22 protein-coding genes are annotated in these 24,167 nt (G+C 67.3%); 12 read left to right on the forward strand and 10 right to left on the reverse strand.

The window, feature by feature from the left end:
- Positions 1-83 precede the first annotated feature (83 nt).
- Entirely contained in the window at positions 84-779 is a 696-nt protein-coding gene (locus ACNQPB_RS16840; protein WP_498753571.1) for a hypothetical protein, read from the forward strand.
- A 21-nt stretch (positions 780-800) separates the two neighbouring features.
- On the opposite strand, the gene ACNQPB_RS16845 is transcribed toward ACNQPB_RS16840, so the two are convergent.
- The gene (locus ACNQPB_RS16845) at positions 801-1,241 is read right to left on the reverse strand and encodes a hypothetical protein (protein WP_498753572.1); all 441 of its coding nucleotides are present in this window, start codon (positions 1,239-1,241) and stop codon (positions 801-803) included.
- 112 nt (positions 1,242-1,353) lie between these two features.
- Between ACNQPB_RS16845 and ACNQPB_RS16850 the strand changes: the two genes are divergently transcribed.
- Positions 1,354-2,019 (forward strand): helix-turn-helix transcriptional regulator, encoded by a 666-nt coding sequence (locus ACNQPB_RS16850; protein WP_498753573.1) that lies wholly within the window; start codon positions 1,354-1,356, stop codon positions 2,017-2,019.
- A gap of 52 nt (positions 2,020-2,071) precedes the next feature.
- Positions 2,072-3,319, forward strand: a complete 1,248-nt coding sequence (locus ACNQPB_RS16855; protein WP_498753574.1) for a cysteine desulfurase family protein — start codon at positions 2,072-2,074, stop codon at positions 3,317-3,319.
- A 17-nt stretch (positions 3,320-3,336) separates the two neighbouring features.
- Here the strand turns inward: ACNQPB_RS16855 and ACNQPB_RS16860 are convergent, their stop codons facing one another.
- Positions 3,337-4,590: an NAD(P)/FAD-dependent oxidoreductase gene (locus ACNQPB_RS16860; protein WP_498753575.1), complete on the reverse strand. Its 1,254-nt coding sequence runs from the start codon at positions 4,588-4,590 to the stop codon at positions 3,337-3,339.
- Between the two features lie 188 nt (positions 4,591-4,778).
- On the opposite strand from ACNQPB_RS16860, the gene mnmA reads away from it, so the two are divergent.
- Positions 4,779-5,918: a tRNA 2-thiouridine(34) synthase MnmA gene (gene mnmA, locus ACNQPB_RS16865; RefSeq protein WP_498753576.1), complete on the forward strand. Its 1,140-nt coding sequence runs from the start codon at positions 4,779-4,781 to the stop codon at positions 5,916-5,918.
- A 120-nt stretch (positions 5,919-6,038) separates the two neighbouring features.
- Positions 6,039-7,688 carry a gluzincin family metallopeptidase gene (locus tag ACNQPB_RS16870; protein ID WP_498753577.1) on the forward strand — a complete coding sequence of 550 codons (1,650 nt, stop codon included), beginning with the start codon at positions 6,039-6,041 and terminating at the stop codon, positions 7,686-7,688.
- Between the two features lie 21 nt (positions 7,689-7,709).
- Here ACNQPB_RS16870 and ACNQPB_RS16875 read toward each other — a convergent pair whose 3' ends face one another.
- A complete protein-coding gene (locus ACNQPB_RS16875) occupies positions 7,710-8,543 on the reverse strand; it encodes a caspase family protein (protein ID WP_498753578.1) in 834 nt (277 codons plus the stop codon).
- A 383-nt stretch (positions 8,544-8,926) separates the two neighbouring features.
- Between ACNQPB_RS16875 and ACNQPB_RS16880 the strand changes: the two genes are divergently transcribed.
- From ACNQPB_RS16880 to ACNQPB_RS16895, 4 genes are all read left to right on the forward strand, one after another.
- Entirely contained in the window at positions 8,927-10,558 is a 1,632-nt protein-coding gene (locus tag ACNQPB_RS16880) for an ABC transporter substrate-binding protein (RefSeq protein WP_498753579.1), read from the forward strand.
- A gap of 86 nt (positions 10,559-10,644) precedes the next feature.
- On the forward strand, positions 10,645-11,730 hold the full coding sequence (locus ACNQPB_RS16885; protein ID WP_498753580.1) for an ABC transporter permease: 1,086 nt from the start codon (positions 10,645-10,647) through the stop codon (positions 11,728-11,730).
- The gene (locus ACNQPB_RS16890; RefSeq protein WP_498753581.1) at positions 11,730-12,734 is read left to right on the forward strand and encodes an ABC transporter permease; all 1,005 of its coding nucleotides are present in this window, start codon (positions 11,730-11,732) and stop codon (positions 12,732-12,734) included. Before ACNQPB_RS16885 ends, ACNQPB_RS16890 begins: the two co-directional genes overlap by 1 nt.
- On the forward strand, positions 12,731-14,440 hold the full coding sequence (locus ACNQPB_RS16895) for an ABC transporter ATP-binding protein (protein ID WP_498753582.1): 1,710 nt from the start codon (positions 12,731-12,733) through the stop codon (positions 14,438-14,440). Before ACNQPB_RS16890 ends, ACNQPB_RS16895 begins: the two co-directional genes overlap by 4 nt.
- Before the next feature lie 221 nt (positions 14,441-14,661).
- Here ACNQPB_RS16895 and ACNQPB_RS16900 read toward each other — a convergent pair whose 3' ends face one another.
- Complete coding sequence (locus ACNQPB_RS16900) at positions 14,662-15,324, reverse strand: NADPH-dependent F420 reductase (RefSeq protein WP_498753583.1); 663 nt, start codon at positions 15,322-15,324, stop codon at positions 14,662-14,664.
- Between the two features lie 140 nt (positions 15,325-15,464).
- On the opposite strand from ACNQPB_RS16900, the gene ACNQPB_RS16905 reads away from it, so the two are divergent.
- Together ACNQPB_RS16905 and ACNQPB_RS16910 are read left to right on the forward strand one after the other, a co-directional pair.
- Positions 15,465-15,878 (forward strand): chorismate mutase, encoded by a 414-nt coding sequence (locus tag ACNQPB_RS16905; protein WP_498753584.1) that lies wholly within the window; start codon positions 15,465-15,467, stop codon positions 15,876-15,878.
- Between the two features lie 3 nt (positions 15,879-15,881).
- Entirely contained in the window at positions 15,882-16,931 is a 1,050-nt protein-coding gene (locus ACNQPB_RS16910) for a uroporphyrinogen decarboxylase/cobalamine-independent methonine synthase family protein (protein ID WP_498753585.1), read from the forward strand.
- Positions 16,932-16,940: 9 nt separating this feature from the next.
- Here ACNQPB_RS16910 and ACNQPB_RS16915 read toward each other — a convergent pair whose 3' ends face one another.
- The 6 genes from ACNQPB_RS16915 to ACNQPB_RS16940 are packed head-to-tail and all read right to left on the reverse strand — an operon-like array spanning position 16,941 to position 23,035.
- Positions 16,941-17,657: a DUF4166 domain-containing protein gene (locus ACNQPB_RS16915; protein ID WP_498753605.1), complete on the reverse strand. Its 717-nt coding sequence runs from the start codon at positions 17,655-17,657 to the stop codon at positions 16,941-16,943.
- 51 nt (positions 17,658-17,708) lie between these two features.
- Positions 17,709-19,001: a DUF58 domain-containing protein gene (locus ACNQPB_RS16920; RefSeq protein ID WP_498753586.1), complete on the reverse strand. Its 1,293-nt coding sequence runs from the start codon at positions 18,999-19,001 to the stop codon at positions 17,709-17,711.
- A 32-nt stretch (positions 19,002-19,033) separates the two neighbouring features.
- Positions 19,034-20,128 carry an AAA family ATPase gene (locus tag ACNQPB_RS16925; protein WP_498753606.1) on the reverse strand — a complete coding sequence of 365 codons (1,095 nt, stop codon included), beginning with the start codon at positions 20,126-20,128 and terminating at the stop codon, positions 19,034-19,036.
- A gap of 8 nt (positions 20,129-20,136) precedes the next feature.
- A complete protein-coding gene (locus ACNQPB_RS16930) occupies positions 20,137-21,318 on the reverse strand; it encodes a DUF4350 domain-containing protein (protein WP_498753587.1) in 1,182 nt (393 codons plus the stop codon).
- A complete protein-coding gene (locus tag ACNQPB_RS16935; RefSeq protein WP_498753589.1) occupies positions 21,315-22,001 on the reverse strand; it encodes a DUF4129 domain-containing protein in 687 nt (228 codons plus the stop codon). Before ACNQPB_RS16935 ends, ACNQPB_RS16930 begins: the two co-directional genes overlap by 4 nt.
- Positions 21,998-23,035: a DUF7847 domain-containing protein gene (locus ACNQPB_RS16940; protein WP_498753590.1), complete on the reverse strand. Its 1,038-nt coding sequence runs from the start codon at positions 23,033-23,035 to the stop codon at positions 21,998-22,000. The genes ACNQPB_RS16935 and ACNQPB_RS16940 overlap by 4 nt, the downstream gene beginning before the upstream one ends.
- A gap of 397 nt (positions 23,036-23,432) precedes the next feature.
- Here ACNQPB_RS16940 and mtrA point away from each other — a divergent pair, with 397 nt between their 5' ends.
- The gene (mtrA, locus tag ACNQPB_RS16945) at positions 23,433-24,107 is read left to right on the forward strand and encodes an MtrAB system response regulator MtrA (RefSeq protein ID WP_498753591.1); all 675 of its coding nucleotides are present in this window, start codon (positions 23,433-23,435) and stop codon (positions 24,105-24,107) included.
- The last annotated feature ends 60 nt before the right edge of the window (positions 24,108-24,167 follow it).

The following is a 24,167-nucleotide window of genomic DNA, read 5'->3' on the forward strand; positions in this document are numbered from 1 at the left end:
CCCGGGATGGGACCCCATGCCCTGGAGCCGGCGGCTAGACTCGGAGGCGGCAAGGGCACAAGCGGAATGATTGGGGCTACGGTTTGGAGATATTCGGACGGCGGGCGGCGGCATGGCCTGCGCGCTTTGGCACTGTCATCTTCGCGGCGGCGGCGCTTGCGTCGTTGGCCTCCTGCAGCATCAACGTTCCCGACCCCGGCGTGACCACCCCGCCGCCTGCTCCTTCCGTCCTGGCCACTCCCACCATTACTCCCGGCCACGATGCCGACGCCGTGGCTGCCAAGGACCTTCCGCTCAGCGCCGGCGGCACCCTGGCGGCCGGCGTCCCGGTGGGAATCGCTGACGGTCTGCAGGAAGCCCCGGGCTGGAAGCTCGCGCAGGCGACAGCCCAGGGGTACAACCGCTTCGCGCGGAAGGACGGCTGCCAGGTGACGACGAGGCTGAGCCTCAACCAGGGTGCGCTCGCCGTTGCCGGCGATGACAAAGCCTCCACCGAGGCTCTTTTCGCCTACCTTGATCCCGGTATCGAACCCGCATTCCTGAAAACCGAGACCCTGCGTTGGGGAGCGGACACAGACAAGCCCAGGCGGAAGGTCCAGGTGCTTGCCTTCAATGCGCGGCCGGCGGCCGACGGCAAGGTGTTCAGCGTTCTTGCCCGCCTGTTCGCCACCGCCGGCTCGTCGGTCTACGTCACGGTGGCTTGCCCTTCGGCGACCGCCCTGGCGACGGCCAAAGCCGACGTGGCGAACTACCTTCCGCTGATCCCGCCCAGTAGCTGATTCGGCCAGCCAACCAGGCGCTCACCGGCCCCGGCTTGTTCCCAAGGCGACTTTGCTGCCCGCGAGCCTGTTGAGGGCGAGGGCGGCGATCATGAGGCCGAAGTCCCGGAGCGCGACGTCGAAGAAGTTGCCCAGGACCAGCAGGTTGACGATGATCCCCAGCAGCCACACGGCCACGAGCAAGGAGCCGAAGCGCGGGCGCGCGGCGACGGCGATGCCTGCGAGGATTTCCACGACCCCCACCCCGTACATGAATGCCTGCGGTGTCACCGGCACCACGGCCGTGGCTACCGGGGCAAGGTAGCTTGTCCAGTCCGTCAGGATATTGGTGAATTTGTCCAGGCCGAAGATGATCGGCGCGACTGTGAAGACGGTCCTGAGCAGCAGGTATCCCTGCCGTGCCGGGTCCATGGCGGCGATCCTGCCGGCGCCGGCCTGTACTGCGCTTTCCTGGGTTTTCATGGTTCTTCCTTCCTGGGTGTTCCTCTTGCATCCTTCTAAAAATGGATAGTTTGATTTTAGAATTTCGGCGGGATTTAATCAACGGATGCCTTTTTAGAGTTACCCTTGTCCCATGACCGGACTTTCCTGGCTCGAACGGCTATCCGCCCTGTCTTCGCTCGGTGACGACAACCGCCGCCGGCTGTACGAGTACGTGTGCTCCGTCGGTGCCGCGACCGGGAGGGACGGTGCCGCTGCCGCCCTCGGCATGCCGCGCAGCACGGCATCGTTCCATCTGGACCGATTGGTCCGCGACGGGCTGCTCGGGGTCGAGTTCCGGAAGCCGGCGGGCAAAGGCGGACCGGGTTCCGGACGCCCCGCCAAGCTCTATGTGCCGCTCTTCGCCGAGATCGGCGTTTCTGTTCCCGAGCGCAATTACGACCTTGCCGGCGTCGTTCTCGCGGCGGCTGTCAGTTCCGCCATGGAGGACGGGGGAGCCGCACGCGAGGCCCTGCTCGGGACCGCCCGCGCCAAGGGCGCCGAGGCCGGTGCCGGGGGACAGGAGTTCCTTGAAGTCCTCGCCGGGCAGGGGTACCAGCCGGAAGCGGACGACGACGGCGGTCACGCCCTGCTGAACTGCCCGTTCCACAAGCTCTCCCGGAGCCATCCGGAAGTGGTGTGCGCGATGAACGGCGCTTTCCTGGCGGGAGTTGCCGATGCCTGCGGCATCGATGGCGGGCGGATCGCCGGGGACGAACGCCCTGGCCACTGCTGCGCCCGGATCCTGCCCGGCGACTGACCCCCCGCCGAACCCGTCTGCCGCCGTCGGAGGGCGTCGATAGACTCTTAAGGTGCCTGTATATCTGGACCATGCCGCCACCACCCCCATCGCCCCCGCCGCGCTCGAGGCGATGACCCGCGAGCTTGCGCGGACCGGTAACCCGTCATCCCTGCACGCTTCTGGCCGGCGCGCCCGGCGCTCCGTAGAGGATGCCCGGGAAACCCTGGCTGCGGCTGCAGGCGCCCACCCCTCCGAAGTCATCTTCACCTCCGGGGGGACCGAGGCGGACAACTTGGCAGTCAAGGGCCTGTTCTGGAACCGGCGCGACGAAGACCCGCGCCGGACCCGGATCCTGTGCTCCGCCGTCGAGCACCATGCCGTGCAGGACACCGTCGAGTGGCTGGAACGGCACGAAGGGGCCGAAGTCGTGTGGCTGCCGGTGGACTCGGACGGTGTGGTCAGGCTGGACGCGGTCGCAGCGGAACTGGAACGGGATCCTTCATCCGTTGCCCTGGTGACCGTCATGTGGGCCAACAACGAAGTTGGCAGCATCCAGCCGGTCCGGGAGATCGTGGAACTCGCCGCGGCGCACGGCATTCCGGTGCACTCGGACGCCGTGCAGGCTTTTGGCGCCCTTCCGGTCAATTTCAGGGATTCCGGCTTGGCCGCGATGTCGGTCTCCGGGCACAAGATCGGCGGGCCGGTCGGCGTGGGCGCCCTGTTCCTGGGCCGCTCGGTCAAGCTGACCCCTGTTCAGCACGGGGGCGGGCAGGAACGGGACGTTCGTTCGGGAACCCTGGACACGGCGTCGATCGCGGCATTTGCAGCCGCTGCAGCTTCCGTCGCCTCCGGGCTGCCCGCGGAAAGCGCGCGGATTGCGCACCTGCGGGACAGGCTCATCGACGGCGTCCGTGCGGCGGTGCCTGAGGCGGTGCTGCGCGGGGCGCCCGGCGATGGCCGGCTGCCGAACAACGCCCACTTCACCTTTCCGGGCTGCGAGGGAGATTCCCTGCTGTTTCTCCTCGACCTTGCCGGCGTCGAATCTTCCACGGGCTCGGCCTGCACGGCGGGAGTTCCGCGCCCTTCGCACGTGTTGCTGGCGATGGGGCTGGACGAGGACACGGCGCGCGGGGCCCAGCGCTTCAGCCTGGGCCACACCTCAAGCGAGGCTGACGTCGATGCCCTGCTCAAGGCCCTGCCGGACGCCTATGCCCGCGCGAAGCAAGCGGGCATGGCCGGGCACGAGTCCAGCATCCAGACGGCGGCCACCGTGGCGCGGTCTTCGGGGCCCGCGTCCCCGGGGCCAGGCACGGCCTGATCCCGCCACTGCGTCGTTCAGCCCTCCGGGAGGAGTTCCTCCAAGGGCACATCCGGATCGGCGAGCCGTGCGGGATCCACCTGTACGCGCCCGGAAATCAGGGCCTTGATGGTCTTGTGCACCTTGGGCCGGTTGATGCTCATTCCGGCGACCACCGTTGCACTGTCCGAAGAGCCCGGGTTCAGCCAGAAGGCCAGGAAGCTCCCGTCATCCATCGAACCGCGCAGCAAGGGGCTTTGACCGGCGGCTAACGTCGGGAAGCCGGAGTACTCCATGGCGACGTCGAACTGGTCTGTATAGAAATAGGGCACCATGTCCAGCTTCGCGTCCTGGCCCAGCATGGCCCTGGCGGCCACCTTTCCGCCGCTGAGGGCGTTGTACCAGTGCTCGCTGCGGTGGTGTTCCCCGGTGAAGGGATGCAGGGCGTTGGCGACGTCCCCGGCAGCGAACACATCGGGACTGCTGGTGCGCAGGGATGCGTCCACCAGGATGCCGTCTTCCAGCGTGAGCCCGGCGTTTTCGGCCAGGGTGGTGTCGGGTAGGACGCCGGACGCGATGACCACCAGGTCCGCGCGGATTTCCTCTCCGGAATCGGTGACGACGGCGCCGGCCCGGCCGCCGGTTCCCTTGATTTCCTTGGCGCTCGCAGGCAGCCGGAACCGCACGCCGTGGGATTCATGCAAGTCGCGGAAGTATGCCCCCAGCTCCGGGCCGATGGCCGACGACAGCGGGATGTCCTCCAGGCCCAGCAGCGCGACCTCATTGCCGAAACTGCGGGCGGCGGCCGCGAGTTCCATTCCGATCCAACCGGAGCCGACCATCACCAGGTGCCGTCCGCCGTCGGACAGTGCTGACTTCAGGCGGCGCGAGTCGTCAAAGGTGCGGAAGGTGCTGACCCCTTCCAGGTCGCTTCCCGGTATCGGCAGCTCCCGCGGCCGGGCGCCTGTGGCGATCAGGAGTTTTGAGTACGCCAGCTCCTTTCCGGATTCGAGGCGGACCGTATGTGCCTGTGGATCTGCTGCGACGACCGTATCGCCAAGCAGGAGTTCGACGCCATTCTCCCGGTACCAGTCCGACGGCACCACCAGGACTTTCTCTTCGCCGTCTTTGCCCAGGAGGAACTCCTTGGAGAGGGGCGGCCTGAGGTAGGGCACCTGTGTTTCGGCGCAGGCGATGGTGATGGCGCCTGTGAAGCCTTCGGCTCGGAGGGTGCGGGCGGCGGTTGCACCTGCCAGGCCTCCGCCGGCGATGACGATATGTCCGGTGTCCATGATGCCTCGATTCCTGTCATTGGCTCGTTACCGCATCTAAAACCGTCAATTTTGACTTTAGAAGCGGCGGGGTGAACGGTCAAGGGTTCCGGGAGGGGTTTCAGGCCCGGATCCCGCTGGCGGTAGAATGGACGGGCGTGCGGTGTCTTCCGGCGCAACATTTCCCCAAATTCCAGCAGAAAGCCAGCATGCGAGTACTTGCAGCCATGAGCGGCGGAGTCGATTCCGCCGTTGCCGCCGCCCGCGCCGTCGAGGCAGGGCACGACGTCGTCGGGGTCCACCTGGCGCTGTCCCGCATGCCCGGAACGCTGCGCACCGGTAGCCGTGGCTGCTGCACCATCGAGGATTCCCGTGACGCATGGCGCGCGTGTGACGTGCTCGGGATCCCGTACTACGTCTGGGATTTCTCGGAGCGCTTCAAGGAAGACGTCGTCCAGGATTTCATCGACGAATACGCCGCCGGCCGCACGCCCAACCCCTGCATGCGGTGCAACGAGCGCATCAAGTTCGCTGCCTTGCTGGAAAAGGCGCTCGCCCTCGGTTTCGACGCCGTGTGCACCGGCCACTACGCCAAGGTGATCAACGACGCCGACGGCAACCCGGAACTGCACCGCGCCGCGGACTGGGCCAAGGACCAGAGCTACGTGCTGGGCGTGCTGACCCATGAGCAGCTCAAGCACTCCATGTTCCCCCTCGCGGACACCCCCTCGAAGGCGGAAGTCCGTGCCGAAGCCGAGCGCCGCGGCCTGTCCGTGGCCAACAAGCCGGACAGCCACGACATCTGCTTCATTTCCGACGGCGACACCCGCGGCTGGCTGGCCGAAAAGATCGAGATGACCGCCGGCGACATCGTCGATGAAAGCGGTGCCAAGGTCGGCGAGCACCCCGGAGCCAACGCCTTCACAGTGGGACAGCGTCGCGGCCTGAAGCTTGGCACGCCTGCAGCGGACGGCAAGCCGCGCTTCGTCCTGGAGATCCGGCCGAAGGAAAACAAGGTGGTCGTCGGGCCGGAAGCCCTCCTCGCCATCGATGAGATCCGCGGCATCAAGGTCTCCTGGGCCGGCCTCCCCATCGCCGAAGTGACCACCGGTGCCGAGTTCGACTGCCATGCCCAGGTCCGTGCCCACGGCGATCCCGTTCCCGCCCGCGCCCGCGTGGAATCCGTCACCGACGATTCCGGCGTGGAGCGCGAAGGCCTGGTGGTTACCCTCAACGAGCCGCTTCGTGGCGTCGCGCCCGGCCAGACCGTGGTGCTGTACCAGGGCACCCGGGTGCTGGGCCAGGCAACCATCGACGCCGCCCGCTCACTGCAGCGCGCCGCCCTTTAGGCCCGCAGCCGCTCCCGGCGGTCCGCCGTCGTCGCCATTGCCTCCGGCTGCCGCCGGGCAGATACTTGGCTATGCAGCATTCCGCTGCGGATTTGCTGGGGTTCCGCACAAGGGGCGGCGATGGCTGTGGCATTTCAGGGCGCTGTGGAAGACAAGGGCAAGGCCCCGGGGGACATCAAGGCCGGGCAGATGGTCCCCCTGACAGTGCTTGCAGAGGGGCCGATCGGCAGCAACGGGCTGGCTCCCATCACCACGCAGCTGCGGATCCCCGTTGAGCGGCTGCGCAGGGGGCCGACCGGCCACCGCTTGAGCGTACACATCAGGAAATGGCGCGGCACCAGCGTGGTCCCGGTGTCGCTGACGGTTCCGGGCAACCCTTGGCAGTTCATCTCGGAAGATCCGCCCGGCGAACTGCGGGAACTCCTGGATGATTCGCGTTTTCTCGCCCAGCACGTTTACGGGGTGGCCGCCTCCACCCTGCATCTCTTCGAATCGACCCTGGGTCGCCGCATGCCGTGGCACCCCGAGGGCCGGCTGACCCTCAAGGCCCGGGACCTGGTCACCGCCACGGACACGGGATACGAACGCGGCACCAACATCATCCGCTTCGGCTCCATCGACCGTATGGGCTACAAGGTTCCGACCGCGCTGTTCCGCGACATCGTGGCTCATGAAGTCACCCACGCGATCCTCGACGGATTCCGGCCTGCCTGGGCGGACCAGCTTGCCGGGATCGAACAGCTCGCCATGCACGAGGCTCTTGCCGACCTGGTGGCCATCCTCTCCGTGTTCTCCTCCCGGGACGTCGTATACCGGCAGTTGCTGGCCGCGGCGGGGAAGGCGGGCTCGGACGCTGCGCTCGACGACGACGCCCTGATGCGCACGCTCTTCGACTTCGCCCGGGACCTGTACGCCCGGGGGCCGTTACGGGAGCCTTTTGCCGGAACCGTTCCGGACAACTGGCAGGACCAGCCCGAACCGCACGTCAGGGGAACCGTGGTGGTGGGGGCAGTCCTGCGGGCCGTCCACCGGCTGTGGATGGAACGGAACCGCCGCATGGGCGAAGGCCAGAGCCTGCAGCAGAAGGCTGATTCAGGTTCCATCGTGGGCACCCGGGTGCTCCGCATGGTGATCCGGGGCTTGTCCTACATGCCGCCGGTCGATGTCCTGTGGCGGGACCTCCTGCGGGGAATCATCGCCGCGGACCTGGACATGGTCCCCGAGGACCAGCATGGCTACCGGGAGGCGATCCAGGAGGAGTTTTCCGGGATCGGGATCCGGAGGGTCCCCCTGGCCAACATTTCCGGGGTCGAGAACTACCGGGGCCTGCGCTACCCGGTCCGGCTCGCAGCCCTCGGGTCCGACCCGCAGGAAGTCCAGCGCTTCGTCTGGGAAAACCCCCGGCTGCTCGACGCCGCCCGGCTGGAACGGCGCACCCCGCTCAGTTCCACCCGGGTGCGGACGTCCGAGCGCGTATCGCCCGACGGATTCGTGGTCTCGGAAATCGGCGCCTCCTTCGTCCAGACCGTGCGCATGAGCCGTCGCGAAGCCGCCGTCAGGCTCGGCCTGAAGACCAAAAGTGAGTACGTGGACATCCGTGGGGGCGGACTGCTGCGTTTCGACGCCGGCGGTCGCCTGGTCTACGCCGCGCTCAAGCCCGTGATGTCCCGGGAGCGGCAGTCCGCAATGTTCGTATCGGACGAGCAGCACGCCGCCGAACAGCAAGTGTCCAGCGGCGTGCAGGGCAGGTTCCACAGCACCGGCGACTAGCCCCGGCCAGGCGCCCCGCGGCTATCCGGGCGTTCCCCACGCCGCCTTGCGGGCCGCCGTCGACGCCTCCAACTGGGCCACCTGGTCAAAGCCCCCGGCCTTCAGTCCCTTGCTGACCGCCTTGAGGATGTCCGCCCGAGGGAGGGCGCCGTCGGATTCCAGAGCTTTCACCAGGTTGTAGGTGAAGGCGCCGTTGTAGCGCTGGTTGAGGAACGCATCGGCGGCGGTCTGGTCGGCACGGCACGCGGCCATCAGCACGGGCTTCGAGTCGCCCCCGGCCTTGACCAGGTCCCGCAGCACCCGGGTGTCGCTGAATTCCGAGGCGGCAACGGCCCGCGCAGTCGGTGCCGGGAGGAAGCGCGGACGCCGGCCGGGCAGGAGGTCCAGCGACTTCAGCCCGGTGCCGCTGTGGCAGGTGTCCAGCACGACCTCCATGAGCACGCCTTCCGGCAATTTCAAGAACAGCTCGTGGAGTTCGTCGTCGGCGATCACCGTCGCCGGGTCCCATGCGTCACCGGTGCTGTTGATGCCGTGGCAGGCGAATGCCTCATCCAGGCGGTCGGCCTCGTCGCCGCTGGTGTCCGGGATCTGCGTGCCGTGGCTGGAGAAAGTGAAGACGAGGTGATCGGCTTTGCCGGATACCGCCAGGTCCATGATCCGGGACAACTCGGCCATGACGGCGTCCTTGTCCGCGTCGGCGTCGTGCAGGACCTTGATGTCGGAGGAGGGAAAACCATAACGGCCCTCCAGCAGGGCCGCGAGATCGTTGGCGTCGTTGACACATCCCTGGAGCCAACTGGATTGCGGAAGGAACTTGAATTCGTTGATGCCCACACACAGGGCTGCCTTGTTCATGAGCGCGTCCTTTGACCGGAAGTTGCGCGGATTCAGCTAGGCGGCCCCAAGCTCCGCCGCCAGGACGGCCCGCCTGCGGCAGGGCGCATGCGGACCGACGAGCACAACCTGCTCCGGGCGGGCCGGAAGGCCGACGGCGGCGGCGGGCCACGGAGCGCACCTCAACTTTAGGCCTGGTCGGAGGGTCCGGCAATGGATGCCGGAGGGTGCCTCGGCCCGCGAAAAGTAAAGTTTGTGTTTCAAATCACCGAAACCACTCTTTTCCGACCGATTGTTCTGGTTGAATCGAGGCATCAGCTGTGTGCCCCATCACAATCGCGGGCATCCCTACCTCCAACAGCCAATCCATCGGACACCGACTCCACAGAACAGAAAGTTCACTGATGGCAATCAACAAGAAAGCCCTGCACAGCGTCATCGCGCTCGCGGGGATCTCCGCATTCGCTCTTACGGCCTGCACTGGTCCGTCGGGCGGTGCACCCAGTAATGGAGCCAGCGGTGCGGCAAGTACCGTCGCTTACGGCACCACCGACAAGGTGACCGCGCTGGATCCCGCTGGATCGTACGACAACGGGTCGTTCATGGTGATGAACCAGATCTTCCCGTTCCTGCTTAACTCCAAGCCCGGCGGGGCCGACCCCGTTCCGGACATCGCCGAATCCGCCTCGTTCACCAAGCCCACCGAATACACGGTCAAGCTCAAGAGCGGCCTGAAATGGGCCAACGGCCACACCTTGGACTCCAAGGACGTGAAGTTCAGCTTCGACCGCCAGGTCAAGATCAAGGACGCCAACGGGCCATCCTCCCTGCTGACGAACATCTCCTCGATCAGCACGCCGGACCCGCAGACCGTGGTCTTCACCCTCAAGCAGGCCAACGACCAGACCTTCGCCCAGATCCTTTCCAGCCCCGCCGGTCCGATCGTCGACGATGAAGTCTTCCCGGCTGACAAGCTCCTCCCCGACGAGGACATCGTGAAGGCCAAGGCCTTCCACGGCCAGTACACCATCGAGAGCTACAACAAGAACACACTCATCAGCCTCAAGCCCTACGCGGACTACAAGGGCGTGCTGGACAAGGCGGCGAACGGCGGCGCCACCATCAAGTACTACACGGACCAGAGCAACATGAAGCTGGACATCCAGCAGGGCAACCTGGACGTCGCCAACCGCAGCCTGAGCGCCACTGACATTGAGGACCTCAAAAAGGATTCCAAGGTCAAGGTGCACGTTGGCCCCGGCGGTGAAATGCGCTACATCGTCTTCAACTACAATGTGATGCCGTTCGGTGCGAAGACCCCCGACGCCGACCCTGCCAAGGCGCACGCCGTCCGGCAGGCCGTGGCGGACCTCGTCGACCGCCAGGCGATCGCCGACCAGGTCTACAAGGGCACCTACCTGCCCCTGTGGTCCAACGTTCCCTCCGGTTTCCTCGGCGCCAACGAGTCCTTCAAGGACCTCTACGGCCAGGATGGCAAGCCCAGCCCGGACAAGGCCAAGAAGGTCCTCTCAGACGCCGGCGTCAGCACCCCGGTGACCATCAAGCTCCAGTACAACCCTGACCACTACGGCAAGTCCTCCGGCGACGAGTACGCCATGGTGAAGGACCAGCTGGAAAAGGACGGCCTGTTCAAGATTGAGCTCCAGTCCACGGAGTGGGTCACCTACAACAAGGCGTCCAAGGCGGACACCTACCCGGTGCACCAGCTGGGCTGGTTCCCGGACTTCTCCGACCCGGACAACTACCTCACCCCGTTCTTCCCCAAGGGCGGATTCATGAATAACCACTACTCCAACCCCGAGGTCGACAAGCTGATCGAGAAGCAGCTGACCGAATCGGACAAGGCCGCCCGCGAGAAGGACATCCAGGATGTCCAGAAGCTGCTCGCGGCGGACATCTCCACCCTGCCGCTGCTGCAGGGTGCCCAGGTCGCCGTTTCCGGCGCCAGCGTCAAGGGTGTCGATTCCACCCTGGACGCGTCCTTCAAGTTCCGTCTGGGCAGCGTTTCGAAGTAATTCGTCCACGCAGGAGGCGGGGTGCGCCCCGCCTCCTGCCGTGAGCAGGGCAAACGCCCGAAACGACTGTCTACAAAGGATTCCTCATGGCAACACTCATTGAGGCCGAGACACCTGATGTGCTCGGCCCGGCTGCGCCAAAACGCGGCGCCGGGGGAGTGGGACGGTACATCCTCGTCCGCTTCCTCCTGATTTTCCCCACCATCTTCATCCTGGTCACGCTGGTCTTCTTCCTCATGCGGATCACCGGCGACCCCATCACCGCCGCCCTCGGCGGACGTCTCCCGCAGGACCAGCTCGACGCCAGGATCCACGAGGCCGGCTACGACCGGCCCATCCTCGTCCAATACTTTGAATACCTCGGCCAAGTCGCCACTGGAAACTTCGGTACCACCCTCTCGGACCGCCGTCCGGTCGTCGAAATGCTGGCCACCTTCGGCACGGCAACCCTCGAACTGGCCATCAACGCCCTCGTAGTGGCACTGCTGGTCGGCATTCCGCTGGGCATGATTGCAGCCCACCGCCGGGACCGCACGCCCGACGCCGTGCTGCGCTTCTTCGCCATCCTCTGCTACGCCACTCCGGTCTTCTTCGCGGGCCTGCTCCTGAAGCTGACCTTCTCCGTGGCCTTGGGCTGGCTGCCGGTCTCCGGACGGGCTTCCACCAACACGGAACTGGCCATGTCCCAGCTCGCGGCACCCAGCGGCATCTATTGGCTGGATGCCATCCGCAGCGGAAACTACCAGGCACTCGGTGACATCGCCGCGCACGCGGTGCTTCCCGCCGTCGCGCTCGGACTGCTCACCGCGGGCGTCTTCCTGCGCCTGGTCCGCACCAACCTGATCGGGACGCTCGGCAAGGACTATGTGGAAGCCGGCCGCTCGCGCGGCGTCAGCGAATTCCGCCTCGTCACCAAGCACGCCTACAAGCCGGCGCTCATCCCGATCATCACGGTCATGGGCCTGCAGATCGCGCTCTTGCTCGGCGGCGCCGTGCTGACCGAAACCACCTTCGAATGGAAGGGCCTGGGCTACCAGCTTGCGCAATACCTGACCGCCCGCGACTTCGTCGCCGTGCAGGGCATCGTCATGCTGCTGGCCGTGATCGTGGCGGTCACCAACTTCGTAGTGGACATCTTTGCCGCAATCATCGACCCGAGGGTGAGGTACTGATGTCTGAAACGACGACGGCGGCCGTCCCGCCGCCCGCTCCTCGCAGGGCGCCGCTGCTGGACCGGCTGCCCGTGACCTCGCACATCCGGCAGAGCGTCGGGCTGCAGCGCACCATGCTCCTGATCGGCACCTCGCTGACCGGTATTTTCCTGCTGGCTGCACTCCTCACCCCGCTGATCGCACCGTTCGGTTTCTCGCAGATCTCCGACGCCGCCGGCACGTTCCCGGCGCAGGCCGTCCCCGGCGGCAAGCACCCCTGGGGGACGACGGTCGGTGGCTACGACGTGCTGTCCCGCGTGCTCTGGGGTTCCCAGACCGCGGTGATCGTGATCATCGTGTCCGTGGCGATGTCCCTCTTCGTGGGTGTGGCGCTTGGCCTGCTCAGCGGCTACTTCGGCGGTTGGCTGGACAGGGTGCTCGTGGTCATGGCGGATGCCATCTACGCCTTCCCGTCGCTGTTGTTGGCCATCGTGATGTCGATCGTCATCAGCCGCGGACAGTCCAGTTTCTGGGGCGGCATCCTGGCCTGTGCGTTCTCCATCACCGTGGTGTTCGTGCCCCAGTACTTCCGTGTGATCAGGGCCGAAACCATCCGTCTCAAGGCCGAGCCCTTTGTGGAGTCGGCCATGGTGGTGGGTGCTTCGAGCTGGCGCATCATGGGCCGGCACATCTTCAAGAACGCCACCCGCACCCTGCCGCTGATCTTCACGCTCAACGCCTCCGAGGCGATCCTGACCCTGGCCGGCCTGGGCTTCCTGGGCTTCGGCATCGAGCCGACTTCGGCTGCCGAATGGGGCTTTGACCTGAACAAGGCGCTCGCCGACGCATCCTCCGGCATCTGGTGGACGGGCGTGTTCCCGGGCGTGGCGATCGTCCTGACAGTGCTCGGCCTGACCCTGGTGGGCGAAAGCATGAACGACCTCAACGATCCCCGCCTGCGCGGGCGCCGGGCTGCAGGAAAGATACGGGCCGGCAGCAAAGCGAAGAAGGCAGGCAAGCCATGACCATCGACCTCGGAAACATCTCGGACGAGCGGAAGCCCGCGGGCGAAGTGGTCCTGGACATCGACGACCTCAAGGTCACCTTCGCCACGGACACCGGGGACGTCCAGGCGGTCAAGGATGTCAGCCTCGATGTGAAAGCCGGCGAAGTGCTGGCCATCGTGGGTGAGTCCGGCTCCGGGAAGACGGTCACTGCCAAGACAATCCTGGGGCTCCTGCCCGAAACGGCCACCAGCTCCGGCACCGTGCTCATCAAGGGCAACGACGTCATCAGCGTCAGCCCCGCCACCCTCCGGAAGATCCGCGGCAGGGACGTCGCCATGGTGTTCCAGGAGCCCTCCACCGCGCTGAACCCTGTGTTCACGGTGGGCTGGCAGATCGCCGAAGGCATCCGGGCGCATGCGGCGGACGGGCACCGGATTTCAGCCAAGGAAGCCAAGGCGCGCGCCACCGAAGCCCTGCGCAAGGTGGGCATCCCGGATCCGGAAATCCGCGTCAATTACTATCCGCACCAGCTTTCCGGCGGGCAGAAGCAGCGCGTGGTCATCGCCGCGGCGCTTGCCCTGAACCCCGGGCTGATCGTCGCGGACGAACCCACTACGGCGCTGGACGTCACGGTCCAGGCCGAGATCCTCCAGCTGCTGCGGGATCTCCGGGACAAGTACGGCACCTCGATCGTACTGATCACCCACAACATGGGCGTGGTCGCGGACCTGGCGGACCGTGTGGTGGTGATGTACCAGGGCGAGGTGGTGGAAGAAGCCACCGCCAGGACCCTGTTCGCGGAACCGAAGCAGGACTACACGAAGAAGCTGCTGGCCGCGGTTCCGCACCTCGGCCGGGAATCGGCGTCGGAAGGAGCCACGGAACGGCTGCACCAGGGCGGAAAGGTCCTGGTGGAGGCGAAGAACCTCAGCATCGAATTCCCGGGACGCCTCGGCACTCCGGGGTTCAAGGCCGTCAACGGTGTCAGCTTCACCATCTCGGAGAACGAGGTCTTCGGCCTGGTGGGCGAATCCGGTTCCGGGAAGTCCACCATCGGCCGGGCCATCGCCGGCCTCAACCGGGCCACCGGCGGCAGCCTGAAGGTTTTCGGCTACGAGATGCTGGGTTTCAAGGAACGCAGCTTCAAGCCGCTCCGCAGGGACATCGGCTTCGTGTTCCAGGATCCGGCGGCCTCGTTCAACCCGCACCTCACGGTGGGGGAGTGCATCGCCGAGCCCTTGCTGATCCACACCCATCCGAGCCCGGCACAAACCCGGCTCCGGGTAGCCCAGCTGCTCGAGTCCGTGCAGCTGCCGGCCTCGTACGCCGCACGGTATCCGCACGAGCTTTCGGGCGGGCAGCGGCAGCGTGCCTCCCTGGCCCGTTCACTCGCCCTGAACCCGCGGCTGCTGATCGCCGATGAGCCGACGTCGGCCCTGGACGTATCCGTGCAGGCAAAGGTGCTGGAGCTGTTCAGGGATATCCAGGAGGAGTTTGGCTTCGCGGCACTGTTCATCAGCCACGATCTCGCGGTGGTGGACATGCTCTCGCACTGGGTGGGCGTGCTGTTCAAGGGCCGTCTCGTGGAGCAGGGCATCGGCAGCCAGATCATGGGTGCCCCGAGCCAGGACTACACGAAGCGACTCATCGCCTCACTGCCGGTCCCGGACCCGGTGGAACAGGCCCTGCGCAGGGAGGCGCACCGGGCGCTGCTTGGCAGCTGAGCTGCCCTGCCGGTCTCGAGGGGTGCTTTTGGGGGCGGCATGCCGCGATCCTCTGCGTGCTATTCCCCGCGCCCTTCGGCAGCTAAGCGAGCTGCTGAAGGGCGCGGGGCCCCTTTTGCGCACGCTGCCGGATCACGGCACGCCGACGGCGGCCGCCGCAGTCGAACGCGCTGCCGGATCACGGCGCGCCGCCGCCGCCCGCCGTCGTCGTCAGTCCCTCGTCAGTCTTCCGAGACGATCGCGATGTTGAACATTTTCCCCCGCGGCTGCTGCATGAAGATCCGCAGCCACAAGGGAAGCCACATCTCCATGCCGCGGGCGGCGTCCAGGCCGCCCAGGTCGCGGATCCTTTCCGGCCGCCAGCCGAAGCCGCGCAGGAGTTCGGCCACGACAGCCTTGGCTTCGGGGTCGTTGCCGGCCAGGAAGACGTCATGTTCCCCGTTGCCCAGCCGCTGCGGATCCACCATTACCGGCGCGCTTACGGTGTTCAGGGACTTGACCACGCGGGTCAGTGGGAACGTGCGCTGGATGGTTTCGGCGATGCTGTCTGTGTTGCAGACCGAGAGCGGGGGCGGAAAACCCGCCGAATTATCCAAGGGGTTGGACACGTCCAGCAGCACCTTGCCGTCGAGATTGCCTTCGCCGGCCTCGCCGAGCGCGGCGAGGGACACCGTTCCGGGAGTGGCGTTGATAACTAACTCCGCCATCGCCGCAGCCTGGGCAAAGGATCCTGCCGAGGCGTTCGGCCCCGCGGCCGCGGCCCAGTCCGCGCCCTTGGGATTTCCCGCCTCGCGGGAACCCATCATCACTTCGTGGCCGAGCTCCACTAGCCTTCCGGCCAGCGCGTGGCCCACCATCCCCGTTCCGAGGACTGCGATCTTCATCGGTTCTCCTTCCTTCCTCAGCCCGGGCCCGGGCAGCTGTCCGCGGGCCCGAAACACAGCAAGACCATTCTGCTCCCGGGCTGCGTCCAGCACACGGGTAACACCGGCGAAGCTTCCGGCGCAGAACATAGACTGGTGCAATGACCGAGCCGAAGCCTTTACTTTCCGAAGACGCCCGTCCCGAGAACGTCTCCGAGACCACCGCTGACTCTTTCGATCCCGCCGCGAGCTCGCTGGTCGGCCAAGTGGACCGCTCGGTCATGGATGAGCTGCTGTCCATCCGCTCCAGCATCGACAACATCGACGCCACGCTCGTCTTCCTCCTGGCGGAGCGCTTCAAGGCCACCCAGAAGGTGGGCGTGCTCAAGGCCACCCACAAACTGCCCGCGGGGGACCCCGGCCGCGAGGCCGCCCAGATTTCCAGGCTCCGGCGCCTGGCCGAGGAAGCGCACCTGGATCCTGCCTTCGCGGAGAAGTTCCTGAACTTCATCATCAGCGAAGTGATCCGCCACCACGAGGCAATCGCCGAAGGCCACCAGGTCAGCCGGGACTGAGCCGTGGACGAACGTTCGGTGGCCGGACTCCCATCAAGCCAGGTCACGGCCACGGGCCTGGGGCCCTGGCCGGGCGATGATCCCCTGGAAGCCGCCCGCACCATTCGCGGGGAACTCGGCAGCCCGCACCTGCCCTTCCTTGCCGAGCTTCCGGACCGGGGTGTCGGCTCGGACCCGCTGGGCCGGACCGCGTCGCTGCTTGTCGAACTTGCCGTGGACGTGCAGCCGCACGGCTGGCGCCTCGTGGACCGCCCGGGCAAGGACCTGCAGCGCGCACGGTCCGCCTTGGCCACCGACATCAACGTGCTGGCCGATGTGGCCGGTGCCGAGGACGCCTCCGCCGGGGCGGTGAAGATCCAGCTCAGGGGGCCGCTCAGTCTTGCCGCGGGCCTCTACCTGCACAACGGGGAACGCGCCCTGCTGGACTTCGGCGCACGACGGGACATCACGGACTCCCTGGCCGTCGGCGTCGCTGGGCACATCACCCGTATCCGGGCCGCGGTGCCGGGGGCCGACGTCGTGGTCCAGCTGGACGAGCCGGACATCGCCGCCGTCCTCGCCGGAACCATCCCGACGGCGAGCGGTTACCGTACGCTGCGTTCGATCCCGCAGGATGAAGCAACTGCCTCCTGGCGCAGGGTTGTCGAAGCACTGCACGCTGCAGGCGTCGCGGAGACCGTGATCGCCGTGCCCGAAATCGAAGCCCCCTTTGCCCAGATCCTTGCCTCCGGGGCCGACGGCGTTGCTGTACCGCTCAAGGCCCTGACCACGCGGCAGTGGGAGCAGTTGGCCGGGGCAGTCGAGTCCGGCAAACGGGTCTGGGCAGGCGCGCTGCCTGCAGGCGAGCCGGGCGGTGCACTCCCGCGCACGGCGGAACTCGTGGAAGCGGTCTGGCGGCCCTGGCGCCAGTTGGGCTTGCCGGCGTCGTCCCTTGCGGCACTGCGGGTGACGCCGTCCCACGGCCTGGCCGGGCACAGCCCGGCGGCGGCGAAAGACGCCCTCAACCGCCTGACCCAGCTCGCGGACGGCCTCAATCAGCTGGCACTCGGCTAGGGAAGCAGCTTAGGTACGGGACTCCCAGCGGTCCGGCTCCGCGTAACGCGGGAGCCCGACGGCGGTCCCGTCCCCGGCCGCGGGTTGCGGCAGCAACGGGGCCAGCCGGTAGTCGAAGTATCCGGCGTAGACGAGCACCAGGCCAACGTGCTTTTGCAGCACCTTCACTTGGATCCGGTGCTTGCCTGCCCCGGAATCCCACCATTGTTCGGCGTAGGCATTGGCATCCAGCAACCCGGGCACGCCGAGCCGGAGCGGACCCAGGAACGCCCGCGTGGCCCCGGAGATTCCCCGGAGCCTGCCCTCAGGCGTGACGGCGAGCCGGAGTTCGGTGGCGAGGCGCCGATGCTTGCCGAGGTAGTCGACCAGCCGCGTGCCGCCGTTCTCCTCGACGGCCGAGGTGGTGTCGTGGAAGAGCCGCGTGCGGCCGGGGAAGAAGATCTCGCGCCGGGCGGTCAGGCTGGAACGGCCGAACGGATCCAGGTGGGCGTGGTTCTCGATCCGGAACGGCACCCTCTCTCCGTATTCGGGGAACAGGGCTTCCTCGGCGGAGGCCAGGGACAGCAAGGGCCGCAGCCAGCGCTGGCGGCAACCCACCAGTTCGAACACGCCCTCGCCGATCCCGTAGGAGCCGGATCCGGGTACCAGGGCGAAGTAATCTTGCAGCTCCGGTTGCAGCCGGCGGAAATCGCTGCCCAGGGCGCGTTCGTAGATCGGGGTGTTCACGGTGGACACCTGCTTTCTCCTTCCTGCGGCCCGCTTGCCGGGGCCTGCCTGCTACAGCCTGCCGGCAGCCTTCAGCCGGATATAGGCGTCCGCGAGCTTCGGCGGCAAATCCAGCGGTTCCGCGTCCACTACTTCGGCCCCGAGTTGCTTCAATTGTGCGGAAACCGCGGCTCTGTCCAGCAGCGCCCGTTCAGCGGCCGCCGCGCGGAAGACCTGGCTCGCCGTCGTCCGTTCCGCCGCCATCGTACCCAGCAGCGGGTCCCGCACCGAGGCGACCACCACCACGTGCTGGAGGGCCAGTTGGGCCACGGTGGGAATGAGGTTCTCTTCAGGCACGCCGCTGTCCAGGGAGGTCAGCAGGACCACGAGGGAACGGTGCGCGGACACGGCCCGCACCTGGGCCGGCACTTGGCCCCAGTCCATCTCGATCAGCTCGGCTTCCAGCGGAGCCATGGCCTGGACCAGCCGGCCCAGCAGGGTCCCCTTGGACGCCGAATCGACACGGCCGCGAACCCTGCGGTCGAAGGCGAGGAAGTCAACCCTGTCGCCGCCGCGCTCGGCCAGCACGGCCAGCAGCAGGGCCGCCTCGATCCCGGTGTCCAGCCGGGGTTCGTCGTCGATCCTTGCCGCGGCGGTGCGTGAGGTATCCAGCATGATTACCACGCGGCGGTCCCGCTCGGGCCGCCAGGTGCGGACGACGACGGCGGTCCGCCGGGCGGTGGCGCGCCAGTCGATCGATCGGACGTCGTCGCCGCGGACATAGTCGCGCAGTGAATCGAACTCGGTCCCCGCACCGCGGATCTGCACGGCGGCTTTGCCGTCCAGTTCCCGGAGCTTGCGCAGCTTTGAGGGCAGATGCCGTTTCGAGTGGAACGGCGGCAGGACACGCAAGCTGCCCGGCACCGTCAGGGTGCTCTGCCGGGCGGCCAGGCCCAGCGGGCCGAAGGAACGGACCGTGACATGCGGAGCAGCGAGATCACCGCGGCGCACGGGAACAAGGCGCACGGTCATGCGGCGCCGCTCACCGGCAGGAACCGTGATCCGCTGGACGGGGTCCACCGCGCCCGCCGAGGGCTGCCAGGCGTCACGGACCAGGGCCCGGAGGGCGCGGTCGTTGGTGTTCGTCAGCAGCAGCTGGCTTTCGGCCCCCGCATGCAAGGTCACATTGGCAGGCTGCCGGCGCTCCACGACCAGCCGGCGCGGAGAAGCCGCCAGCAAAGCATCTGCCACCGCAAGCATCAGGAACAGGGTGCACAGCAGCGCGGCCGTACCCCAGTTGGGGAAAAGCAGCATCGGCACGAGTGCCGCAGCCGCCAGCAGCACCAGCCTTCCTGTGACGACCATTCATGACCCCCGGATCAACATGCGGGCGGGCATCAGCGCGGCACGGGAACGGATGCGAGGATGCTGCCGAGGACGTCGTCAACATGCACGCCGTCCATCTGCGCTTCCGGCCGCAGGCCCACGCGGTGGCGCAGGCACGGCAGGGCAAGTGCCTTGACGTCGTCGGGGGTAACGAAGTCCCGCCCGGAGAGCCAGGCCCAGGCCCGGGCAGTGGTCAGCAGCGCGGTTGCGCCGCGCGGCGACACACCCAGCTGGAACGACGGCGCCGCCCGGGTGGCCCGCACCACGTCCACGATGTAGCCCAGGATTTCCGGCGCCACCCGCACTGCGGCGACCTTCGCGCGGGCGCTGTCCAGTTCGCTGCTCCCGGCCACCGCACGAACACCTGCGGCCCCCAGGTTGCGGGGATCGAATCCTTCGGAGTGCCGCCGGATGACTTCGATCTCCTCGTGCCGGGCGGGCAGCGGCATGGCGAGCTTGAGCAGGAAGCGGTCCAGCTGTGCTTCGGGCAGGGGATAGGTGCCCTCGTATTCCACTGGGTTCTGCGTTGCGGCCACGATGAACGGCACCGGCAACGGCCGGGAGACGCCGTCGGCCGATACCTGGCGCTCTTCCATGGCCTCCAGCAACGACGCCTGGGTCTTCGGCGGCGTCCGGTTGATCTCGTCGGCCAGCAGGATGTTGGTGAAGACCGGCCCCTCGCGGAAGGTGAACTCGGAGCTGTGGGAGTCGTAGACCAGCGAACCCGTGACGTCGCCGGGCATGAGGTCAGGGGTGAACTGGACCCGCTTGGTGTCCAGGCTCAGGGCCTTGGACAGGGCCCGCACCAGCAGCGTCTTAGCAACGCCGGGCACGCCCTCCAGCAGCACATGGCCGCCGCAGAGCAGCGCGATCAGCATGCCGGTCACAGTGGAGTCCTGCCCGACGACGGCCTTGCCCACTTCGTGCCGCACGTCCAGGAGCGCTTGGCGGGCCGGGTCGCCGGCGGCTGCCGGTGAACGCTCCGGGGCCGGCGGGGGCGGGGCGCCCTGCGCGGCCGGTACAGGGTGGCTCCCCGCCCCGGTGGAAGCCTTTCCGCCATCGTAGGAAGGCGCTGTGCCGGTGTATCCGTCCCATTGTGTGTTCAAGTTTTCGTTCACCGGGCTGATGCCTCCTGCTCGAGTTGTTCCAATGTCTGTGCCCACCGCACCAGGCCGGACTGCGATTCCGGCCTGTAATCGAGGATTTCCCGAAGCTGCACGGGCGGGCGGCCTGTCTTGCGGGAGATCGCTTCCACCAAGGCGTCGACGCCGGCCTCCGGACCGAGCCGGAACACCCGCGAAAGCCGGACCAGCGTACCGGCCCGTAGGTTTGCCGCCGCCCTTTCCGTGGCTCGGGAATCCTGGTAAAGCCTGGCCCTTCCCTCGGCGGTTTCGGCCGCCTTGACCACTACCGGCAGGGGTTCGAACACGAGCGGTCCGAGCCGCCGTCCCCGCCATAGCACAGCCAGGAGGGCGACGACCACGAGCCAGGGGCCCAGGAATGCCACCCACGGCGGTGCGAGCTCGTTCAAAGTGGCGGGGTTCCTGTCCTGGGGCACATCGCCCAGGCCAGGCAGGTACCAGAGCAGCTCGGGGGAGTCGCCCAGGCTGCGAAGAACGAGCGCTGCGTTTCCACGTTGGTCGAGCAGTTCGTTGCTCAGCAGCGCGGCGCTGCCGAGGACCACCACCCGGCCGTCATTGCTGACCGCGTACAGGCCGCCGCCGTCCACGCGGTAACAGATCTCACCTCCGGCATACAGCTGACCGTTCACAGCCGAGATGTTCCCGGCCACCCGCGGATCCTCGAGGCTGCATTGGGGTTCCATTACCTCGTGCCCCTGCGGCAGAACCCCGGCGTTGCGGAGGCCGCCGTCCAGTCCCCGCAGGGTCCGCCGGCTGGGACTGATCACCACGATCCTGTCCGCAGCCGCGCGGAGCTGCCGGAGTTGGGTTTCGCTGAGGTAGCTGTTCTGGTCGTAGAGCAGCAGGGTCGCCGGACCGTCCTTGGCTTTCAACTTCCCCAGAGCCTGTTCGAAGGAGCCGGGTTCGCTGATGGCCACCCCTTGGGTGCGGAGGATTTCGGCGGCGGCCATGGCTCCGCCGGGAGCCGCGTTGTGGGGCGAGAGTGCCCTGTCGTCGGGGCCGGACGACAGCCGGGACACCACCACGTAGCCCAGGGTGAGGGCCACGATGGACCCGATCACGATCCAGACCAGATGCCGCCGAAGACGGGCTTTCCAGCCGGCCGGCGAGCCTGGGGTGCCGGCATCAGCGTGCTGTTGGCCGAGGGCCGTCATCGCGGCACCGCCAGTCCCGGGCCGGGCTTGCCGAGGTAGTCCGGTTTCAGCGTGACGAGCTCGCTGTCCAGGGTTCGCACGGTTTCGTACTGTTGCGGGTCGGCGGGGGCGCGCCCGTACTTGACGGCGTCAAAGAGCCTGGCTGCGGCATCCAGCCGCTCCTGGCTTCCGCTGAACGCACGTCCCAGTTGCGCGGCCGCTTCGTCAGCAGTGCGGCCGGCCTGCGGATCGATGACGGTCCGGTCTTCGGCCGAGCGTACCAAGGCACGGAACTGCTCGACGACGGCGGCACCCCAGTCTCCCCGCGCCGCGGCGGCAGCTGCCCGCGAACGGAAGGTCCCGGCGTCGAGGGTTGTTTCCTCGTCGAAGACGGTGGCGGAGGACCGCTTCCGTGCGGCGTTGAGGCGCGGCCTGACCACGATGACCGCCGTGACCAGGAGCGCGACGGCGAGCAGGATGACGAGCGGCCAGGTCCAATCCTGGCCCTGGCCCGGGCCGTCGGAATTCAGGGAGCGCAGCCATTCCAGGAAGTTGTTCACGAGTTCGTCGAACCAACTCGGCTTCGCGTCGGCGTACTGCGGTTTGCCGAGTTCTTCGATCGCCCAGCGCCGGGCCTCGTTGCGGTCCGGGTCGACGGGAGTGGCGGTGGACAGGGTGCCCACTAGCGCGGAAAGGGCAGTCATCCCGGCGGGAACCCCGTGCCCGATTCCGGCTGCCATCGCCCGGGGGCGGGGCGCGGGGTCAGGCCCCGGCCCGGAACTCCATCCGGGTCGCTTCCGGATTCCATCATCCGCAGGAGTTCGACATCCAGCCCGTCACGGCGCATCCGCAGGTCGAGGTAGACCAACGCGGACACTGCGGACTGGAATGCGAAGCCGAGCGCCCCGATCAGCCCGCTGACTACGATGCCGATCACGGTGAGCAGGAGTCCTGTGCCAGTCTGCTGCTCGGCGCCGGCGTGGGGCGTGACCACTGAACTGATCCCGCCGACTGCGAGGCTGATGGGGATCTGGACCACTTGGCCGATCACTCCGATAATCAGGGCGGCCACCAGCACGATGCCGAAGATCCGCCACCAGCTCGCGGTGGTCAGGGACCAGGAGCGGCGGAGGGCCTCGGTGACGCCCAACTCTTCGACGGTCACGGCTGCCGGGGCCACCAGCAGCTTGATGGACAGCCAGACGATCACGGCGACGGCGCCAAGTCCGATCGGAAAAACGACGAGGAGGCCGGCGGGACCCATCCCGGTGACGATGGCCACCGCAATGACGACCAGGAGGCCCAGGGGAACGGCGGGTACCAGGAGCAGGAGGAAGGACAGCCCGGTGAGGGCCAACAGGCGGTGGCGTACGAGGACCCACATCTGCTTGAACCCGGTCTTCCGGTTCAGCGATGACCGCGACACCGGAACGGCCATGACGCCGCCCAGGATGGACAAGAGGACCCCTGACAGCATCGAAACGCCCAAACCCCCAGCGGCCAGGCCAAGAGCGGGCCCGAGGAGTGCGGATGCTTCCGCCCTGTTGTCCAACTGGCCCCCGTTCAACTGTTCGAGGCTGGCGAGGAGGCTGATGCTGCCTGCGATGAGCGTGGCAGCGAGCAGGAGGGACACGCATTGGCCGATAAGTGAGGAGCCGAGCATGGCTGCCGGGTTCCGGCGGACGGTCTGGAAGGCGCCATCCAGGACTTCGCCGAAAAGCAGGGGACGCAGGGGCACGATCCCTGGTTTGGGAGGCGCAACGTACCGTGGCTGGCCGTAAGGGCTGCCTGGCGCAGGGGGCCACCCCGGAGGCTGAGGTTGACCCCACTGCGGCTGGCCCCACGGGCCCGGGTGTTGGGACGGTCCGCCCCACTGCGGCTGCCCGCCCCATTGCGGTTGGTTTGGCGGCTGCCCGCCCCGCTGGGGCTGCCCCCAAGGCGGCTGGCCCCCGGCTTCCGGTTCTTGCTGTGACACGCTTTCCTCCCCAAAAGTGCCGTGTCCGCCCAGCCTATAGTTCCGCCGTCGCCGCTCATAGCCCGTGCCGCACCCGGAACTCCGCTGCGGCAGCGGCATGCGCCATGCCGTGATCGGGGGTCAACGGGACAACGGCCATTCGATGGGGGAATATATAACTATGAAGGCACGCATCCTGGTAGTTGACGACGACGAAGCACTGGCCGAAATGATCGGCATCGTACTTCGCAACGACGGCTTCGATCCGGTTTTCTGTGCAGACGGCGGCCAGGCGCTCGACGTCTTCCGCACTTCGAAGCCGGACCTGGTCCTCCTGGACCTCATGCTTCCCGGCTCGGACGGCATCGAGGTCTGCCGCCAGATCCGCGGCGAATCGGACGTTCCTATCGTCATGCTGACGGCAAAGTCGGATACCTCCGACGTCGTCCGGGGCCTGGAATCCGGGGCCGACGACTACGTGCCCAAGCCCTTCAAACCCGCCGAACTCGTCGCCAGGGTCCGCGCGCGGCTTCGTCCGGGGGAACAGAAGGCCCCCGAGACCCTCCGGATCGCGGACGTCACGATCGACGTCGCCGGCCATATGGTTACGCGCGGCGGGGAGCGGATTTCGCTCACCCCGCTGGAATTCGATCTCTTGGTCGCCTTGGCGCGCAAGCCTTGGCAGGTCTTCACCCGCGAACTCCTTTTGGAGCAGGTGTGGGGCTACCGCCACGCCGCCGACACCAGGCTGGTCAACGTCCACGTCCAGCGGCTGCGCTCCAAGATCGAGCGCGACCCCGAAGCACCCGAAGTTGTTCTGACGGTCCGTGGTGTCGGTTACAAAGCGGGATCCTGAGTCACCTTCCGGCCACGGTGGCGCCGGAACCACTCCGCCGGACGCGTTGCCGGAGGACCA

The organism is Curtobacterium sp. LFS079, from assembly GCF_047977865.1.
Taxonomy (GTDB): Bacteria; Actinomycetota; Actinomycetes; order Actinomycetales; family Micrococcaceae; genus Arthrobacter.

What these genes read in the sequence shown, in the direction of transcription:
- ACNQPB_RS16845 (WP_498753572.1), bottom strand. Translation starts at nt 1,241, where the DNA reads ATGAAAACCCAGGAAAGCGCAGTACAGGCCGGCGCCGGCAGGATCGCC.
- ACNQPB_RS16850 (WP_498753573.1), top strand. Translation starts at nt 1,354, where the DNA reads ATGACCGGACTTTCCTGGCTCGAACGGCTATCCGCCCTGTCTTCGCTC.
- ACNQPB_RS16860 (WP_498753575.1), bottom strand. Translation starts at nt 4,590, where the DNA reads ATGGACACCGGACATATCGTCATCGCCGGCGGAGGCCTGGCAGGTGCA.
- mnmA (WP_498753576.1), top strand. Translation starts at nt 4,779, where the DNA reads ATGCGAGTACTTGCAGCCATGAGCGGCGGAGTCGATTCCGCCGTTGCC.
- ACNQPB_RS16870 (WP_498753577.1), top strand. Translation starts at nt 6,039, where the DNA reads ATGGCTGTGGCATTTCAGGGCGCTGTGGAAGACAAGGGCAAGGCCCCG.
- ACNQPB_RS16875 (WP_498753578.1), bottom strand. Translation starts at nt 8,543, where the DNA reads ATGAACAAGGCAGCCCTGTGTGTGGGCATCAACGAATTCAAGTTCCTT.
- ACNQPB_RS16880 (WP_498753579.1), top strand. Translation starts at nt 8,927, where the DNA reads ATGGCAATCAACAAGAAAGCCCTGCACAGCGTCATCGCGCTCGCGGGG.
- ACNQPB_RS16885 (WP_498753580.1), top strand. Translation starts at nt 10,645, where the DNA reads ATGGCAACACTCATTGAGGCCGAGACACCTGATGTGCTCGGCCCGGCT.
- ACNQPB_RS16890 (WP_498753581.1), top strand. Translation starts at nt 11,730, where the DNA reads ATGTCTGAAACGACGACGGCGGCCGTCCCGCCGCCCGCTCCTCGCAGG.
- ACNQPB_RS16895 (WP_498753582.1), top strand. Translation starts at nt 12,731, where the DNA reads ATGACCATCGACCTCGGAAACATCTCGGACGAGCGGAAGCCCGCGGGC.
- ACNQPB_RS16900 (WP_498753583.1), bottom strand. Translation starts at nt 15,324, where the DNA reads ATGAAGATCGCAGTCCTCGGAACGGGGATGGTGGGCCACGCGCTGGCC.
- ACNQPB_RS16905 (WP_498753584.1), top strand. Translation starts at nt 15,465, where the DNA reads ATGACCGAGCCGAAGCCTTTACTTTCCGAAGACGCCCGTCCCGAGAAC.
- ACNQPB_RS16920 (WP_498753586.1), bottom strand. Translation starts at nt 19,001, where the DNA reads ATGGTCGTCACAGGAAGGCTGGTGCTGCTGGCGGCTGCGGCACTCGTG.
- ACNQPB_RS16930 (WP_498753587.1), bottom strand. Translation starts at nt 21,318, where the DNA reads ATGACGGCCCTCGGCCAACAGCACGCTGATGCCGGCACCCCAGGCTCG.
- ACNQPB_RS16935 (WP_498753589.1), bottom strand. Translation starts at nt 22,001, where the DNA reads ATGACTGCCCTTTCCGCGCTAGTGGGCACCCTGTCCACCGCCACTCCC.
- mtrA (WP_498753591.1), top strand. Translation starts at nt 23,433, where the DNA reads ATGAAGGCACGCATCCTGGTAGTTGACGACGACGAAGCACTGGCCGAA.